The organism is Citrobacter sp. CK198 (assembly GCF_030333295.1).
GTDB classification, from domain to species: domain Bacteria; phylum Pseudomonadota; class Gammaproteobacteria; order Enterobacterales; family Enterobacteriaceae; genus Citrobacter_B; species Citrobacter_B koseri.
Genome location: NZ_JAOWGE010000028.1, coordinates 118,435 through 135,730, shown reverse-complemented (window position 1 = coordinate 135,730; position 17,296 = coordinate 118,435). Strand labels below are relative to the sequence as shown.

17 protein-coding genes and 5 tRNA genes are annotated in these 17,296 nt (G+C 53.2%); 20 read left to right on the top strand and 2 right to left on the bottom strand.

Annotation, left to right across the window (positions count from 1 at the left end; translation table 11 throughout):
- The first annotated feature begins 320 nt into the window (after positions 1–320).
- The 18 genes from cydA (at position 321) to pnuC (ending at position 12,145) form a co-directional block, all read left to right on the top strand.
- The gene (gene cydA, locus OGY62_RS07150; RefSeq protein WP_024130525.1) at positions 321–1,889 is read left to right on the top strand and encodes a cytochrome ubiquinol oxidase subunit I; all 1,569 of its coding nucleotides are present in this window, start codon (positions 321–323) and stop codon (positions 1,887–1,889) included.
- Positions 1,890–1,904: 15 nt separating this feature from the next.
- A complete protein-coding gene (cydB, locus tag OGY62_RS07145; RefSeq protein ID WP_012133250.1) occupies positions 1,905–3,044 on the top strand; it encodes a cytochrome d ubiquinol oxidase subunit II in 1,140 nt (379 codons plus the stop codon).
- Between the two features lie 14 nt (positions 3,045–3,058).
- Complete coding sequence (cydX, locus tag OGY62_RS07140) at positions 3,059–3,172, top strand: cytochrome bd-I oxidase subunit CydX (protein ID WP_003022970.1); 114 nt, start codon at positions 3,059–3,061, stop codon at positions 3,170–3,172.
- The gene (ybgE, locus tag OGY62_RS07135) at positions 3,172–3,465 is read left to right on the top strand and encodes a cyd operon protein YbgE (protein WP_012133248.1); all 294 of its coding nucleotides are present in this window, start codon (positions 3,172–3,174) and stop codon (positions 3,463–3,465) included. The genes cydX and ybgE overlap by 1 nt, the downstream gene beginning before the upstream one ends.
- 149 nt (positions 3,466–3,614) lie before the next feature.
- Positions 3,615–4,013 (top strand): tol-pal system-associated acyl-CoA thioesterase, encoded by a 399-nt coding sequence (gene ybgC, locus OGY62_RS07130; protein WP_012133247.1) that lies wholly within the window; start codon positions 3,615–3,617, stop codon positions 4,011–4,013.
- On the top strand, positions 4,010–4,702 hold the full coding sequence (gene tolQ / locus OGY62_RS07125; protein ID WP_024130524.1) for a Tol-Pal system protein TolQ: 693 nt from the start codon (positions 4,010–4,012) through the stop codon (positions 4,700–4,702). Before ybgC ends, tolQ begins: the two co-directional genes overlap by 4 nt.
- A 3-nt stretch (positions 4,703–4,705) precedes the next feature.
- Positions 4,706–5,134 (top strand): colicin uptake protein TolR, encoded by a 429-nt coding sequence (gene tolR, locus OGY62_RS07120; RefSeq protein WP_012133245.1) that lies wholly within the window; start codon positions 4,706–4,708, stop codon positions 5,132–5,134.
- A gap of 63 nt (positions 5,135–5,197) precedes the next feature.
- On the top strand, positions 5,198–6,424 hold the full coding sequence (gene tolA / locus OGY62_RS07115; RefSeq protein WP_047458058.1) for a cell envelope integrity protein TolA: 1,227 nt from the start codon (positions 5,198–5,200) through the stop codon (positions 6,422–6,424).
- Between the two features lie 132 nt (positions 6,425–6,556).
- Entirely contained in the window at positions 6,557–7,849 is a 1,293-nt protein-coding gene (gene tolB / locus OGY62_RS07110; RefSeq protein WP_024130523.1) for a Tol-Pal system beta propeller repeat protein TolB, read from the top strand.
- Between the two features lie 34 nt (positions 7,850–7,883).
- Entirely contained in the window at positions 7,884–8,402 is a 519-nt protein-coding gene (gene pal / locus OGY62_RS07105; RefSeq protein ID WP_003022983.1) for a peptidoglycan-associated lipoprotein Pal, read from the top strand.
- A gap of 9 nt (positions 8,403–8,411) precedes the next feature.
- The gene (gene cpoB / locus OGY62_RS07100; protein ID WP_012133241.1) at positions 8,412–9,200 is read left to right on the top strand and encodes a cell division protein CpoB; all 789 of its coding nucleotides are present in this window, start codon (positions 8,412–8,414) and stop codon (positions 9,198–9,200) included.
- A 164-nt stretch (positions 9,201–9,364) separates the two neighbouring features.
- A tRNA-Lys gene (locus OGY62_RS07095) sits at positions 9,365–9,440 on the top strand.
- A 36-nt stretch (positions 9,441–9,476) separates the two neighbouring features.
- Positions 9,477–9,552: transfer RNA gene (locus tag OGY62_RS07090), tRNA-Val, on the top strand.
- Positions 9,553–9,555: 3 nt separating this feature from the next.
- Positions 9,556–9,631: transfer RNA gene (locus OGY62_RS07085), tRNA-Lys, on the top strand.
- A gap of 145 nt (positions 9,632–9,776) precedes the next feature.
- A tRNA-Lys gene (locus OGY62_RS07080) sits at positions 9,777–9,852 on the top strand.
- Between the two features lie 32 nt (positions 9,853–9,884).
- Positions 9,885–9,960: transfer RNA gene (locus OGY62_RS07075), tRNA-Lys, on the top strand.
- 397 nt (positions 9,961–10,357) lie between these two features.
- Positions 10,358–11,401 (top strand): quinolinate synthase NadA, encoded by a 1,044-nt coding sequence (gene nadA / locus OGY62_RS07070; RefSeq protein ID WP_115181832.1) that lies wholly within the window; start codon positions 10,358–10,360, stop codon positions 11,399–11,401.
- Positions 11,402–11,425: 24 nt separating this feature from the next.
- Complete coding sequence (pnuC, locus tag OGY62_RS07065) at positions 11,426–12,145, top strand: nicotinamide riboside transporter PnuC (protein WP_047458055.1); 720 nt, start codon at positions 11,426–11,428, stop codon at positions 12,143–12,145.
- Here the strand turns inward: pnuC and zitB are convergent.
- Together zitB and OGY62_RS07055 are read right to left on the bottom strand one after the other, a co-directional pair.
- Positions 12,142–13,083 carry a CDF family zinc transporter ZitB gene (zitB, locus tag OGY62_RS07060; RefSeq protein WP_047458052.1) on the bottom strand — a complete coding sequence of 314 codons (942 nt, stop codon included), beginning with the start codon at positions 13,081–13,083 and terminating at the stop codon, positions 12,142–12,144. The genes pnuC and zitB overlap by 4 nt on opposite strands.
- A 112-nt stretch (positions 13,084–13,195) precedes the next feature.
- Positions 13,196–13,570 (bottom strand): YbgS-like family protein, encoded by a 375-nt coding sequence (locus tag OGY62_RS07055; protein WP_058668795.1) that lies wholly within the window; start codon positions 13,568–13,570, stop codon positions 13,196–13,198.
- 316 nt (positions 13,571–13,886) lie between these two features.
- Here OGY62_RS07055 and aroG point away from each other — a divergent pair, with 316 nt between their 5' ends.
- Together aroG and OGY62_RS07045 are read left to right on the top strand one after the other, a co-directional pair.
- A complete protein-coding gene (gene aroG / locus OGY62_RS07050; protein ID WP_012133235.1) occupies positions 13,887–14,939 on the top strand; it encodes a 3-deoxy-7-phosphoheptulonate synthase AroG in 1,053 nt (350 codons plus the stop codon).
- 183 nt (positions 14,940–15,122) lie between these two features.
- Positions 15,123–17,291 carry a TonB-dependent receptor gene (locus OGY62_RS07045; RefSeq protein ID WP_198448348.1) on the top strand — a complete coding sequence of 723 codons (2,169 nt, stop codon included), beginning with the start codon at positions 15,123–15,125 and terminating at the stop codon, positions 17,289–17,291.
- The last annotated feature ends 5 nt before the right edge of the window (positions 17,292–17,296 follow it).

The following is a 17,296-nucleotide window of genomic DNA, read 5'->3' as shown; positions in this document are numbered from 1 at the left end:
AAAGATGTCAAAACACGATAAATTGTCGCCGATCAAATTGGCCTGAAACTGGTAAATTAGCTATAAATTGATCAATGTCGAAAAATGCAAATTTGACTCAATAAAAACCTGTTTATTGTAGGGATTTTACGGCGTAATATATTTGCGGGATCAATTTAGGATTTTTATTAACATGTTTGTAACTTTTTATCATTGCTGTTTCCTCTGATGATGAAACGGCAACGGTGAAGGGGAGCAAATAAATTTTATTGGGGCATGCGTGTGACCCTTTCTAACGGGGTTCACTCTCGGAGTCTTCATGCGATGAGCAAGGAGTCATGATGTTAGATATAGTCGAACTGTCGCGCTTACAGTTTGCCTTGACCGCGATGTACCACTTCCTGTTTGTGCCGCTGACGCTCGGTATGGCGTTCCTGCTGGCCATTATGGAAACGGTATACGTCCTTTCCGGCAAACAGATTTATAAAGATATGACCAAGTTCTGGGGCAAGTTGTTTGGTATCAACTTCGCTCTGGGTGTGGCTACCGGTCTGACCATGGAGTTCCAGTTCGGGACTAACTGGTCTTACTATTCCCACTATGTAGGGGATATCTTCGGTGCGCCTCTGGCAATCGAAGGTTTGATGGCCTTCTTCCTCGAATCCACCTTTGTAGGTCTGTTCTTCTTTGGCTGGGACCGTCTGGGTAAAGTCCAGCATATGTGTGTTACCTGGCTGGTGGCGCTGGGTTCCAACCTGTCTGCGCTGTGGATACTTGTGGCGAACGGCTGGATGCAGAACCCTATCGCATCGGATTTCAACTTCGAAACCATGCGTATGGAGATGGTGAGCTTCTCCGAACTGGTGCTTAACCCGGTTGCGCAGGTGAAATTCGTTCACACTGTGGCGTCTGGCTATGTGACCGGTGCAATGTTCATCCTCGGTATCAGTGCTTACTACCTGCTGAAAGGCCGCGACATCGCGTTCGCTAAACGCTCCTTTGCTATCGCCGCCAGCTTCGGTATGGCTGCTGTGCTGTCTGTTATCGTGCTGGGTGACGAATCCGGCTACGAAATGGGCGACGTGCAGAAAACCAAACTCGCCGCGATTGAAGCGGAATGGGAAACCCAGCCAGCGCCTGCTTCCTTCACCCTGTTCGGTATCCCGGATCAGGAGACGCAGGAAAACAAACTGGCTATCCAGATCCCTTACGCGCTGGGTATTATCGCGACTCGCTCCGTCGATACGCCGGTCATCGGTCTGAAAGACCTGATGGTGCAGCATGAAGAACGTATCCGTAGCGGGATGAAAGCCTACGCGCTGCTGGAAGAACTGCGTGCCGGTTCTACCGACCAGGCCGTTCGCGACCAGTTCAATAACGTGAAGAAAGATCTGGGCTACGGTCTGCTGCTTAAACGCTATACGCCGAACGTCACTGACGCGACCGAAGCGCAAATTGAGATGGCGACCAAAGACTCCATCCCACGCGTTGCGCCGCTGTACTTTGCGTTCCGTATCATGGTTGCGTGCGGCTTCCTGCTGCTGGCGATCATCGCGCTCTCCTTCTGGAGCGTCATTCGTAACCGCATCGGTGAGAAAAAATGGCTGCTGCGCGCGGCGCTGTACGGCATCCCGCTGCCGTGGATTGCTGTAGAAGCAGGCTGGTTCGTTGCCGAATATGGTCGTCAGCCGTGGGCGATCGGTGAGGTGCTGCCAACCGCCGTGGCGAACTCGTCACTGACGGTCGGTGACCTGCTGTTCTCCATGATCCTGATTTGCGGCCTGTATACCCTGTTCCTGGTGGCGGAGCTGTACTTAATGTTCAAGTTTGCACGCCGTGGCCCAAGCAGCCTGAAAACCGGTCGCTATCACTTTGAGCAGCCCAATGTGGCCTCTCAGCCGGCACGCTAAGACAGGAGTCGTCAAATGATCGATTATGAAGTATTGCGTTTTATCTGGTGGCTGCTGGTTGGCATTCTGCTGATCGGTTTTGCGGTTACCGATGGCTTCGACATGGGGGTGGGCATGCTCACCCGTTTCCTCGGTCGTAACGACACCGAGCGTCGAATTATGATCAACTCCATCGCCCCGCACTGGGACGGTAACCAGGTGTGGCTGATCACCGCCGGTGGCGCGCTGTTCGCCGCCTGGCCGATGGTTTACGCTGCGGCGTTTTCTGGTTTCTATGTGGCGATGATCCTCGTGCTGGCGTCCTTGTTCTTCCGTCCGGTCGGTTTTGACTACCGTTCCAAGATTGAAGACACCCGCTGGCGCAACATGTGGGACTGGGGCATCTTCGTGGGGAGCTTTGTGCCGCCGCTGGTTATCGGCGTGGCGTTCGGCAACCTGTTACAGGGCGTACCGTTCCATATCGACGAGTATCTGCGTCTGTACTACACCGGTAACTTCTTCCAGTTGCTGAACCCGTTTGGCCTGCTGGCAGGTATCGTCAGCGTAGGGATGATCATTACCCAGGGCGCGACCTATCTGCAAATGCGTACCGTGGGTGAGCTGCACCTGCGTTCCCGCACGACGGCACAGGTAGCCGCGCTGGTTACGCTGGTGTGCTTCGCGCTGGCGGGCGTATGGGTGGTTTACGGTATTGATGGTTATGTCGTGACTTCCGCGATGGATCATCACGCCGCATCTAACCCGCTGACCAAAGAAGTCGCGCGTGAAGCCGGTGCGTGGATGGTGAACTTCAACAGTACGCCGATCCTGTGGCTGGTTCCGGCGCTGGGCGTGGTTCTGCCGCTGCTGACTATCCTGACCTCCCGTATGGAGAAAGGAGCATGGGCATTCCTGTTCTCTTCTCTGACCCTGGCCTGCATCATCCTGACTGCCGGTATCGCAATGTTCCCGTTTGTGATGCCTTCCAGCACCATGATGAATGCGAGCCTGACCATGTGGGATGCGACCTCCAGCCAGAGAACGCTGAACCTGATGACCTGGGTTGCGTTGGTGTTTGTACCGATCATTCTGATCTACACCAGCTGGTGTTACTGGAAAATGTTCGGCCGCATCACTAAAGAACATATTGAAAGCAACACCCACTCTCTGTACTAAGTAAGGAGCTAAAAATGTGGTATTTCGCATGGATTCTGGGAACGCTTCTTGCCTGTGCATTTGGGATAATCACTGCGCTGGCGCTTGAGCACGTAGAATCAGGTAAAGCCGGACAAGAAGACAGCTAATGACCAGTATTATCGCAACGTTGTATGCGGTAATGGATAAGCGCCCATTACGGGCGCTTTCCTTTATGCTGGCGTTAGTGTTGGCAGGCTGCATCTTCTGGGACCCGACGCGTTTCGCGGCGAAAACAAGCGAGCTGGAAATCTGGCATGGTTTTCTGCTGATGTGGGCCGTCTGTACGGGCGTGATTCATGGCGTAGGATTTCGTCCTCGCGCCGTTCACTGGCAGGGGATCTTTTGCCCGCTGCTCGCCGATATCGTGCTTATTGTTGGTCTGATTTTCTTCTTCTTTTGAATAAGAAGTATCCTTAAAAATTTATGGGTTTTCATAAGCCCATAAATTTTTACTCTCCCTTAACTTCCCCCCATTCCCAAGCCTCATCCGCGCGCGTATAGTAGCAACGTTTAAAAGCGTTAACTTTTTTTGCATTACCGGGATGTACAGTGAATATATTTCGATGGCCGGTTCGTGTCTATTATGAGGATACCGACGCCGGTGGTGTGGTTTACCACGCCAGTTACGTCGCTTTTTATGAAAGAGCACGCACAGAGATGCTGCGTCATCATCACTTCAGTCAGCAGGTGCTGTTGGCTGAACGGGTTGCCTTCGTGGTGCGTAAAATGACGCTGGAATATTATGCGCCTGCGCGACTCGACGATATGCTCGAAGTCCAAACTGAAATTACGTCAATGCGTGGCACCTCTTTGGTTTTCACGCAACGCATTGTCAACGCAGAGAACAACGTGCTCAACGAAGCGGAAGTTCTGATTGTTTGCGTTGATCCACTCAAAATGAAGCCTCGTGCGCTTCCCAAGTCTATTGTCGCGGAGTTTAAGCAGTGACTGACATGAATATCCTTGATTTGTTCCTGAAGGCAAGCCTTCTGGTTAAACTTATCATGTTGATTTTGATTGGTTTTTCAATCGCATCCTGGGCTATCATCATCCAGCGGACTCGTATTCTTAACGCTGCGGCGCGCGAAGCGGAAGCGTTCGAAGATAAATTCTGGTCTGGAATCGAACTGTCTCGCCTGTATCAGGAGAGCCAGGGGCGTCGTGATAGCCTCGCGGGTTCGGAACAAATCTTCTATAGCGGGTTCAAAGAGTTTGTGCGACTGCATCGTGCAAACAACCATGCGCCGGAAGCGGTTGTTGAGGGGGCGTCCCGTGCGATGCGTATCTCCATGAACCGTGAGCTGGAAACATTAGAGACGCACATTCCTTTCCTCGGCACCGTGGGTTCCATCAGTCCGTATATTGGTCTGTTTGGTACGGTATGGGGGATTATGCACGCGTTTATCGCCCTCGGTGCGGTGAAACAGGCGACGCTGCAAATGGTGGCGCCGGGTATCGCGGAAGCGCTGATTGCAACGGCTATCGGTCTGTTTGCGGCGATTCCAGCGGTTATGGCCTACAACCGTCTGAATCAGCGCGTGAACAAGCTGGAACTGAATTACGACAACTTTATGGAAGAGTTCACCGCCATTCTGCACCGTCAGGCGTTTACCAGTAGCGAGAGCAACAAGGGGTAAGCCATGGCCAGAACGCGTGGACGAGGTCGTCGCGATCTCAAGTCCGAAATCAACATTGTACCGTTGCTCGACGTACTGTTGGTGCTGCTGCTGATTTTCATGGCGACGGCGCCGATCATTACCCAGAGTGTGGAAGTCGATCTGCCGGACGCGACCGAGTCGCAGGCCGTCAGCACCAATGACGATCCGCCGGTCATTATTGAAGTTTCCGGTATTGGGCAATACAGCGTGGTGGTTGAGAAAGACAGGATGGATCAGTTGCCGCCAGAGCAGGTTATTGCCGAAGCGAAAAGTCGCCTGGAGTCCAATCCGAAAACGGTCTTCTTAATCGGTGGCGCGAAAGACGTGCCTTACGATGAAATAATTAAAGCGCTGAACTTGTTACACAGTGCGGGCGTGAAATCGGTTGGCTTGATGACGCAGCCTATCTGATCTTCTGCGTCTCCGGGACGTAAAGATAGCAAGTAACAGGCGCACAGTTTTTGGGAACCGAGAGTGTCAAAGGCAACCGAACAAAACGACAAGCTCAAACGGGCGATAATTATTTCAGCGGTACTGCATGTCATCTTATTTGCAGTGCTGATCTGGAGTTCGTTCGATGAGCATATAGAGGCTTCAGCCGGGGGCGGCGGTGGTTCTTCCATCGACGCCGTCATGGTCGATCCCGGCGCAGTTGTTCAGCAGTACGATCGTCAGCAGCAGCAACAGGCGAGCGCGAAGCGTGCGGCGGAACAGCGTGAGAAACAGGCGCAGCAGCAAGCTGAAGAGCTTCGCGAGAAGCAGGCGGCTGAACAGGAACGACTGAAGCAACTTGAGAAAGAACGTTTAGCCGCGCAGGAACAGGCGCGCGAGCAGGCGGAACAGCAGAAACAAGCGGAAGCGGCCGCGAAGAAAGCGCAGGAGCAGCAGAAACAGGCTGAAGAAGCGGCGGCGAAAGCCGCAGCGGATGCGAAAGCGAAAGCGGACGCGCAGGCTAAAGCAGCGGCGGAAGCGCAGAAGAAAGCGGAAGCTGAAGCGGTAAAAGCGGCTGCTGATGCGAAGAAGAAAGCCGAAGCTGAAGCGGCAAAAGCCGCCGCCGACGCGAAGAAAAAAGCGGAAGCCGAGGCGGCTAAGCAGGCTCAGGCAGAGGCCGCGAAGAAAGCCGCAGCAGAAAAGGCTGCTGCTGAAAAAGCGGCCGCAGAGAAGAAAGCTGCCGCCGACAAAGCCGCCGCTGAGAAAGCGGCAGCAGCAAAAAAAGCTGCTGCTGAGAAGGCTGCTGCCGATAAGAAAGCTGCGGCAGATAAAGCGGCTGCCGCGAAGAAAGCCGCAGCCGAAAAAGCCGCTGCCGCATCTGGCGTCGACGACCTGTTGGGCGATTTAAGCTCCGGTAAGAATGCGCCGAAAACCGGTGGCGGAGCGGCAGGAAGCAATGCTTCTCCTGCGGGGAGTGGTAATACTAAAAACAATGGCGCATCAGGCGCGGATATCAGCAACTATGCCGGGCAGATTAAATCGGCCATTGAAAGTAAGTTTTACGACGCATCGTCCTATGCAGGTAAAACCTGTACGCTGCGTATAAAACTGGCGCCAGACGGCCTGTTGCTGGATATTCAGTCTGAAGGTGGCGATCCCGCGCTTTGTCAGGCAGCGCTTGCTGCGGCCCGACAGGCGAAGATTCCAAAACCACCAAGCCAGGCGGTATACGAAGTGTTTAAAAACGCACCTCTGGACTTTAAACCGTAAGCTAAACTTTCCCCGTCACGGCGGGGAAAGAAACGCTACGGGAGTCGCTGGGTTCTGGTAGTTTTGTGTATTTGAGTTTGTTAACATTCTGCTAAATTATCGTGGGCTTTCCGCCCGGATAAGGGAGATATGATGAAGCAGGCATTACGAGTAGCATTTGGTTTCTTAATGCTGTGGGCAGCGGTGCTGCACGCAGAAGTACGTATCGAGATCACCCAGGGGGTGGACTCGGCGCGCCCGATTGGCGTTGTGCCATTCCAGTGGGCAGGGCCGGGAGCTGCGCCTGAAGATATTGGCGGCATCGTTGGCGCTGACCTGCGCAACAGCGGTAAATTCAATCCGTTGGATCGTTCTCGTCTGCCGCAGCAGCCGGGTACGGCGCAAGAAGTTCAGCCGGCGGCATGGTCTGCGCTGGGTATTGATGCGGTTGTTGTCGGCCAGGTGACTCCGAATCCTGACGGTTCCTACAATGTTGCTTATCAGCTGGTTGACACCGGCGGCGCACCGGGTACTGTACTGGCGCAGAACTCTTACAAAGTGAACAAGCAGTGGCTGCGTTATGCTGGCCATACTGCAAGTGATGAAGTGTTTGAGAAGCTGACCGGCATCAAGGGCGCATTCCGCACCCGTATCGCTTACGTTGTGCAGACTAACGGCGGCCAGTTCCCGTATGAGTTGCGCGTGTCTGACTACGATGGTTACAACCAGTTCGTGGTTCACCGTTCTCCGCAGCCGCTGATGTCTCCGGCGTGGTCTCCTGACGGCTCTAAACTGGCCTACGTGACCTTCGAAAGCGGTCGTTCCGCGCTGGTTATCCAGACGCTGGCTAACGGGGCTGTGCGTCAGGTTGCGTCGTTCCCGCGTCACAACGGCGCGCCTGCGTTCTCGCCGGATGGCAGCAAACTGGCGTTTGCGTTGTCTAAAACCGGTAGCCTGAACCTGTATGTGATGGACATTGGTTCTGGTCAGATTCGTCAGGTGACGGATGGTCGCAGCAACAACACCGAACCAACGTGGTTCCCGGACAGCCAGAACCTGGCCTTTACCTCTGACCAGGCCGGTCGTCCGCAGGTGTATAAAGTTAACGTGAACGGCGGTGCTCCGCAGCGTATCACCTGGGAAGGTTCGCAAAACCAGGATGCGGATGTGAGCAGCGACGGTAAATTTATGGTAATGGTAAGCTCGGCGAATGGTCAGCAGCACATTGCCAAACAAGATCTGGTAGCGGGTGGCGTACAGGTTCTGTCGTCAACGTTCCTGGATGAAACGCCAAGTCTGGCACCTAACGGCACTATGGTAATCTACAGCTCTTCTCAGGGGATGGGATCCGTGCTGAATTTGGTTTCTACAGATGGGCGTTTCAAGGCGCGTCTTCCGGCAACCGATGGTCAGGTTAAATTCCCTGCCTGGTCGCCGTATCTGTGATAATAATTAATTGATTAGTAAAGGAATCATTGAAATGCAACTGAACAAAGTGCTGAAAGGGCTGATGATCGCTCTGCCTGTTATGGCAATTGCTGCATGTTCTTCCAACAAGAACGCCAGCAATGACGGCAGCGAAGGCATGCTGGGTGCAGGCACTGGTATGGATGCGAACGGCAGCGGCAACATGTCTTCTGAAGAGCAAGCGCGTTTGCAGATGCAGCAATTGCAGCAGAACAACATCGTTTACTTCGATCTGGACAAGTACGATATCCGTTCTGACTTCGCGGCAATGCTGGATGCGCACGCTAACTTCCTGCGTAGCAACCCGTCTTACAAAGTCACCGTAGAAGGTCATGCGGACGAACGTGGTACTCCTGAGTACAACATCTCCCTGGGCGAACGCCGTGCTAACGCTGTTAAGATGTACTTGCAGGGTAAAGGCGTTTCTGCTGACCAGATCTCCATCGTTTCTTACGGTAAAGAAAAACCCGCAGTACTGGGTCACGACGAAGCGGCTTACGCTAAAAACCGTCGCGCCGTACTGGTTTACTAAGAGAATTGCATGAGCAGTAACTTCAGACATCACCTGTTGAGTCTGTCGTTACTGGTTGGCATAGCGGCCCCCTGGGCCGCTTTTGCTCAGGCGCCAATCAGTAGTGTCGGCTCAGGCTCGGTCGAAGACCGCGTCACTCAACTCGAGCGTATTTCGAATGCTCACAGCCAGCTTTTAACCCAACTCCAGCAACAACTCTCTGATAATCAGTCCGATATTGATTCCCTGCGTGGTCAAATCCAGGAAAGCCAGTATCAGTTGAATCAGGTTGTTGAACGGCAGAAGCAGATCCTGCTACAGATGGACAGTCTGAGCAGCGGTAGCGCAGCGACGCCGTCGGCGGGCGGCGAGCAAAGCGGGGCGGCAACCGCAACACCTGCGCCTGGCGCGGGTGCGGCGACGTCAGGCGCGCCGGTACAAAGCGGAGACGCCAATACCGATTACAATGCGGCAATTGCTCTGGTGCAGGATAAGTCCCGCCAGGATGATGCGATTGTGGCGTTTCAGAACTTCATCAAAAAATACCCGGACTCAACTTATCAGCCGAATGCCAATTACTGGCTTGGCCAGTTGAATTACAACAAGGGTAAAAAAGATGATGCCGCATTTTATTTTGCCTCGGTAGTCAAAAACTACCCGAAGTCACCAAAAGCGGCTGACGCGATGTACAAAGTCGGCGTCATCATGCAGGACAAAGGCGACGCGGCAAAAGCCAAAGCGGTTTATCAGCAGGTTATCAGTAAATACCCTGGCACTGATGGCGCAAAACAAGCGCAAAAACGTCTTAACGCGATGTAATGCACACCACGTGACCAGAAATCGCGTTATTTCTGGTCTCGTCGTGCGATTCCTAAGCAGTTGAGTGATCTACATCGAAATTTTTGTTGCGCTGAAATCTGAAATCAGTAATATATGCCGCCGTTGCCAGGGGATATCAAACAAACCGAAAGCAGCGCAAAAGTGGGTCGTTAGCTCAGTTGGTAGAGCAGTTGACTTTTAATCAATTGGTCGCAGGTTCGAATCCTGCACGACCCACCACTAATTTAGTTAGTAAGCAGTATCCAGCGTAGTATCGGGTGATTAGCTCAGCTGGGAGAGCACCTCCCTTACAAGGAGGGGGTCGGCGGTTCGATCCCGTCATCACCCACCACTCGGGTCGTTAGCTCAGTTGGTAGAGCAGTTGACTTTTAATCAATTGGTCGCAGGTTCGAATCCTGCACGACCCACCAGTTTTAGCATCACACTCAGATGTTAAGCGTGAAGGATAACGTTGCATCAGCAACGGCCCGAAGGGCGAGGCGAAGCCGAGTCATCCTGCACGACCCACCAATTTTAAATTGGTGCCGAGTAAAATCTTTCAGGTAACACCCGTATGGGTCGTTAGCTCAGTTGGTAGAGCAGTTGACTTTTAATCAATTGGTCGCAGGTTCGAATCCTGCACGACCCACCATCCTGAATGATTAAGCAGTAAAATCCCGCAAGGGGTCGTTAGCTCAGTTGGTAGAGCAGTTGACTTTTAATCAATTGGTCGCAGGTTCGAATCCTGCACGACCCACCAATTTTAACATTGCACTCAGATGTTAAACGTGAAGGATAACGTTGCGTCAGCAACGGCCCGAAGGGCGAGGCGAAGCCGAGTCATCCTGCACGACCCACCAATGTAAAAAGGCGCCCTAAAGGCGCCTTTTTGCTATGCGCAGAATTTGTGCCTGATGGCGCTGCGCTTATCAGGCCTACAGCGATACACTCGTTCAGGTCGGATAAGACGTCAGTCGGCGACCCGTAGGCCGGATAAGGCGCTTGCGCCGCCATCCGGCATTATCAAGCGCAATTGTTGTGACTTTTGCCAACCAATCGGCTATCTTGTTTAGCATATAAAACAAATTTAACCGATTGTGGCGTGGGTTACGCTTTATATCGGTTATTTCGTTAAGCCAGTAAAACGAGAAAGCATGATGAGCGTAATGTTTGACCCGGAAGCCGCAATCTATCCGTTTCCGCCGAAACCGACCCCGCTAAGCGTGGATGAAAAGCAATTCTACCGCGAGAAAATCAAACGTCTGCTGAAAGCGCGCGATGCCGTCATGGTGGCGCACTATTACACCGATCCCGAAATTCAGCAACTGGCTGAAGAAACCGGAGGATGCATTTCCGACTCGCTGGAGATGGCGCGATTTGGCGCGAAACATCCTGCCTCCACGTTGCTGGTCGCTGGCGTCCGTTTTATGGGCGAGACGGCCAAAATTCTCAGCCCGGAAAAAACCATCCTGATGCCGACTCTACAGGCGGAATGCTCGCTGGATCTGGGCTGTCCGATTGACGAATTTAGCGCGTTTTGCGACGCCCACCCGGATCGCACGGTAGTGGTTTACGCCAACACGTCTGCTGCCGTCAAAGCCCGCGCTGACTGGGTTGTTACCTCCAGTATCGCCGTTGAACTGATTGAACATCTGGACAGTCTGGGCGAGAAAATTATCTGGGCGCCGGATCGTCACCTGGGAAATTACGTGCAAAAGCAGACCGGCGCGGATGTGCTCTGCTGGCAGGGGGCCTGTATCGTTCATGATGAATTTAAAACCCAGGCGTTGACCCGGATGAAAGGTTTGTACCCGGATGCCGCCGTGCTGGTGCATCCTGAGTCGCCACAATCGATTGTCGATATGGCGGATGCCGTCGGGTCTACCAGCCAGCTGATTAATGCCGCCCGCACGCTGCCGCATAAGCAGCTTATTGTGGCGACCGACCGGGGCATTTTCTATAAAATGCAGCAGGCGGTGCCTGATAAAGAGTTGCTTGAAGCGCCGACAGCCGGAGAAGGGGCGACCTGCCGTAGCTGCGCGCATTGTCCGTGGATGGCGATGAACGGCCTTAAGGCAATTGCTGAGGGGTTAGAGCAGGGCGGGCAGGCCCATGAGATTCACGTTGACCAGGCGTTGCGAGAAGGGGCGCTGCTGCCGCTCAACCGTATGCTGGAATTTGCGGCTACACTACGAGCGTAAAACATAAAACGCTCTGGGGGAAAGATGGATTTTTTTAGCACACAGAACATTCTGGTTCATATTCCAATTGGCGCTGGCGGTTACGACCTGTCATGGATTGAAGCTGTTGGCACCGTTGCGGGGTTGCTGTGTATCGGGCTTGCCAGCCTGGAAAAGATCAGCAACTATTTTTTCGGCCTGATTAACGTGACGCTATTCGCGATCATCTTTTTTCAGATCCAACTCTACGCCAGCCTGTTGCTTCAGGTATTTTTCTTTGCCGCCAATATTTACGGCTGGTATGCCTGGTCCCGCAAAACAAGCCAGCATGAGATTGAATTGAAAATTCGCTGGCTGCCGCTGCCAAAAGCGCTGGCCTGGCTGGCGGTATGCGTGGTGGCGATAGGTCTGATGACCGCGTATATCGATCCGGTATTTGCTTTCCTGACTCGCGTCGCCGTCAACCTGATGCAGGCGCTGGGATTGTCGGTCGCCGTACCGGAATTGCAGCCTGATGCCTTCCCGTTCTGGGACTCCTGCATGATGGTGCTGTCGATTGTGGCGATGATCCTGATGACGCGCAAGTATGTCGAAAACTGGCTGCTGTGGGTGATTATCAACGTGATAAGCGTGGTGATCTTCGCACTGCAAGGCGTCTATGCGATGTCGCTGGAGTATCTGATCCTGACCTTCATCGCCCTGAATGGCAGCCGGATGTGGATCAACAGCGCGCGCGAACGAGGCTCACACGCGCTTTCCAGTTAGTGGTGATGATGCGAATGGCCGGATAGCCCCTGATTCAGGTGGCAGTCCGGCCCGTTGCACGGCTGATATTCCATCTGAATGGTGGCGTGCTCAATCTGGTAATGGTGAATCAGGAAATGCTGGATGCGCGCCAGCAACGCGTCATGATCGTGCGGCGGGATCACCTGCACATGCAGCGTCATCACGGGTTTTTCTCCTATCATCCAGACATGGACGTGATGCACATTGCGTACTTCGGGAATATCCCGGCTGAGATGGCGACGCAACGCCGCGATATCCAGCGAAACCGGCGCGCCTTCCAGTAATTCATTTACGCTGTCTTTTAACAGACGCCAGGCGCTGCGTAACACCAGTATGGAAACCAGGATCGAGAGAATCGGGTCCGCTGGCGTCCAGCCTGTCCAGATGATAATCAGTGCGGCAAAAATGGCGCCGACCGATCCCAGTAAATCCCCCATCACATGCAGCGCGGCGGCACGCACATTGAGGTTTTTTTCTTCATTCCCCCGGTGCAGGAGCCAGAACGCGAACACGTTGGCGAGCAAGCCCGCCACTGCGATAGTCATCATCATGCCGCCTGCGACAGGTCGTGGCGTATAGAAGCGCTGAATGGCTTCCCAGACGATTAAAAGGGTAATCACCACTAATGCGATGGCGTTAACAAACGCGGCCAGCGTTGTCAGCCTCAGCCAGCCGAAAGTGTGGCGAATGGTTGGAGGACGACGGGAAAACTGTACGGCCATCAGAGCGAACAACAGGGCTGCGGCATCGGTAAGCATATGCCCGGCGTCGGCCAGCAGCGCCAGCGATCCTGAAAGAATGCCGCCCACCACTTCAACCAGCATAAATCCGGCGGTGACACAAAATGCGAACAGCAACCGACGGGCGTTCTTATCTTCCGGCAGATGCGAAGCAGTATGAGAGTGTGAATGTGCCATCGTGTCATCCCTTTGTTATTTTCATTATTACTGTATGACATCATACAAGTTTTGGGCTGACAAAATAAAAAGGAGAGCGTCAGCTCTCCCGTTACCTGGCCTTTTTTCAGGCTTACTGCGTGGTGCCATCGGTTTTAGTATCAACGTCGTTGTTGATGCCGTCGCCGGTCTCCACTTTCTTATTCACGTCCGGGCAGCGGCCGTCCTTACACATGGTGTTTTTATGCACTTCATCGGAGGTCATGTCGTCGTGGTTCATTGATGAGCCATCCGGGTGAAGCATGGTGCCGCCGGAATTAATCTGGCTGTTGTCCACATTGTTTGGCGCGATGTTTTCGCGGGCGTCAGGGGCGACCTGTCCGGCATCCGCCGAAGAGTTTGCCTGTCCGTTGTTGGACTGCGTATTCGCGTCAGCGGCCAACGCTGCGCCACTGGCAAGGCTGAGTATGGCAGTAAGAAAAAGTGTGGCCAGTTTTGTCATTTTCATAAGATGCTCCTGTTATGGTCGATATGTCGGATAACTCTTCCAACAGTGCATGTGCCAGTAAAATCTCAGAGAGGGGTTAAAGATCCCGCACTGGCGATTTAGCCCAGCAGAGAATCTTGAAAAAACTCACAAAAATAGTGTTTGCAGTTAAAAATTGTAGGTTAGATCTCGTTTTTCGCTACTTTCTGGCGTTTTTTTTTCCTAATTCCAGGATTAGTCCGTTCGAAGTGTAAAAGTCAGTTTACACTTTTTAGCCAAAGAGATAGATTGAAGGGATTGCATTTAATTAGATAAGTATGGCAACACTGGAATAATCATGAATTATCAGAACGACGATTTACGTATTAAAGAGATCAACGAGTTATTACCGCCAGTCGCACTCCTTGAAAAATTTCCCGCTACAGAGAATGCAGCAAACACCGTTGCCCATGCCCGCAAAGCGATTCATAAAATCCTGAAAGGGAATGACGATCGCCTGCTGGTGGTGATTGGGCCGTGCTCAATTCATGATCCGGTTGCCGCCAAAGAGTATGCCGCTCGTTTAATGACGCTGCGTGAAGAGCTAAAAGGCGAGCTTGAAATTGTCATGCGCGTCTATTTTGAAAAACCGCGCACCACGGTGGGCTGGAAAGGGCTGATCAACGATCCGCATATGGATAACAGCTTCCAGATTAACGATGGTCTGCGTATTGCCCGCAAGCTATTGCTCGACATTAACGACAGCGGATTACCCGCTGCGGGTGAGTTCCTTGATATGATTACCCCGCAATATCTGGCGGATCTGATGAGCTGGGGCGCGATTGGCGCACGTACCACGGAGTCTCAGGTACACCGCGAGCTGGCCTCCGGTCTTTCCTGCCCGGTCGGCTTTAAAAATGGCACCGACGGCACCATCAAAGTGGCGATTGACGCCATCAATGCCGCCGGTGCGCCTCACTGCTTCCTCTCCGTCACTAAGTGGGGGCACTCCGCCATTGTGAATACCAGCGGCAACGGCGACTGCCACATTATTCTGCGTGGAGGCAAAGAGCCAAACTACAGCGCGCAACATGTGGCAGAAGTAAAAGAAGGTCTTGCTAAAGCGGGGCTTGCGCCGCAGGTTATGATCGATTTCAGCCATGCGAACTCCTCCAAACAGTTTAAAAAGCAGATGGACGTTTGTGCGGATGTTTGCCAGCAGATTGCGCGTGGCGAAAACGCGATCATTGGCGTGATGGTGGAAAGCCATCTGGTGGAAGGTAATCAGAGCCTGGAAAGCGGCGAACCGCTGACCTACGGTAAGAGCGTTACCGACGCCTGCATCGGCTGGGAAGATACGGATGCGCTGCTGCGTCAGTTGTCGAATGCGGTGAAAGCCCGTCGCGGATAATTTCTCCTGCCAACGCACGTTGCGCAATTGAAAAACCGGCAAATCAGGCCGGTTTTTTTCTACTAACTGTTTGTAATCCAAAAGAGTTAGTTCTTTGTTTAAAAGTTTTGATGTGATCGTGATCAACTTTTTACACTTATATCGGTCGTAATATAAATTTTTACATAACGATTGATAATACAAATGAATAAGCCCACTCAACTGGCAACGCTGTTGCCTCTTCTCATTTCCCTGGCGCCGCACAGCGCACATGCGGCAAACACCTCTGAAGATGAAATTATCGTCACCAGCCAGCCTTCTGCCGATACCACGCATGCCGCTTCCGGCGCTGGATTCAAAACCAATGATATCGATGTCGGGCCGCTGGGCAATAAAGCCTGGGTTGATACACCGTATTCGACCACGACCGTCACCAAAGAGATGATTGAGAACCAGCAGGCGCAAAGCGTGAGCGAACTGCTGAAATACTCGCCCAGCACACAAATGCAGGCGCGCGGCGGCATGGATGTCGGCAGACCGCAGAGCCGGGGGATGCAGGGCAGCGTGGTTGCCAACAGCCGCCTGGATGGGTTGAACATCGTCTCAACCACCGCTTTCCCCGTTGAGATGCTGGAACGCCTGGATGTGCTCAACAGCCTGACCGGCGCGCTGTACGGCCCGGCAAGTCCGGCCGGGCAGTTTAATTTTGTCGCCAAACGCCCAACGGAAGAGACGCTGCGCAAAGTCACTCTGGGTTATCAAAGCCGGAGCGCCTTTACCGGGCATGTCGATTTGGGCGGACACATTGATGATGACAACCGTTTTGGCTATCGCGTGAATGTGCTGAATCAGGAAGGTGAAGGGAATCTGGATGACAGTACGCTGCGCCGTAAGTTGCTTTCCGTGGCGCTGGACTGGAATATTCAGCCAGGAACGCAATTGCAGTTGGATGCCAGCCACTATGAGTTTATTCAGAAAGGCTATCCAGGTAGCTTCAGCTATGGCCCGAACATTAAATTACCTTCCGCACCCGATCCCAAAGATAAAAATCTGGCGCTCAGCACGGCCGGGAACGATCTGACAACCGACACGGTGAGCACGCGTCTTATTCATTATCTCAATGATGACTGGTCCGTAACGGCGGGCGTTGGCTGGCAGCAGGCGGATCGTGCGATGCGTAACGTATCCAGCAAAATTATCAATAACCAGGGCGATATCAGCCGTTCGCTGAAAGACTCTACTGCCGCAGGACGTTTTCGCGTACTGAGCAATACCGCCACGCTTAACGGTCATGTTGATACTGGTTCTGTCGGGCATGATATTGCGCTCTCGACCACCGGTTATGTCTGGTCGCTGTACAGTGCGAAAGGGACGGGGCCGTCTTATAGCTGGGACACCACCAATATGTATCACCCCTCTGAGATGTACGAAAAGGGCGATGGCAAAATCATAACCGGTGGGGATCGTTATAAATCCAGCGTCAACACGCAACAGAGCATTACCCTTGGGGATACCGTGACTTTCACGCCGAAATGGTCGGCGATGTTCTACTTGAGCCAGAGCTGGATTCAGTCGCAGAACTACAATAAAAGCGGTCATAAAACCGGCCAGATTGATGAGAACGGTTTAAGCCCGAATGCGGCGTTGATGTATAAAATCACCCCGAATGTGATGGCCTACGTCAGCTATGCGGAGTCGCTGGAACAGGGCGGGACGGCGCCAACCAATAGCGACGTGAAAAATGCCGGGCAAACCCTCGACCCGTATCGCAGCAAACAATATGAGATGGGGCTAAAAGCCGATGTCTCCGGGATGAATCTGGGGGCGGCGCTGTTCCGTCTTGAGCGTCCATTTGCCTATGTCGATCCCGGCGACAACGTCTATAAGGAACAGGGGAACCAGGTCAATAACGGTCTGGAGCTGACGGCCTCCGGTAATGTCTGGCAAGGGCTGAATATCTACAGCGGCGTGACGCTCCTCGATCCGAAACTGAAAGATACGGTGAGCGATACCACCAGCGATAAACGGGTGGTAGGCGTACCGAAAGTACAGGCGAACGTGCTGGCGGAGTACAGCTTACCGTCGATGCCGGAATGGGTATACAGCGCTAACGTTCATTATACCGGCAAGCGTGCCGCCAACGATACCAACACCGCATGGGCCAGCAGCTACACCACCTGGGACCTGGGCACCCGCTACACCACGAAAATCAGCAACGTGCCGACCACCTTCCGCGTGGTGGTTAACAACGTGTTCGATAAGCACTACTGGGCATCAATCTTCCCGTCAGGCACCGATGGCGATAACGGTTCACCCAGCGCCTTTATCGGCAGCGGGCGTGAAGTTCGCGCCTCCGTCACGTTTGATTTTTAAAGGAT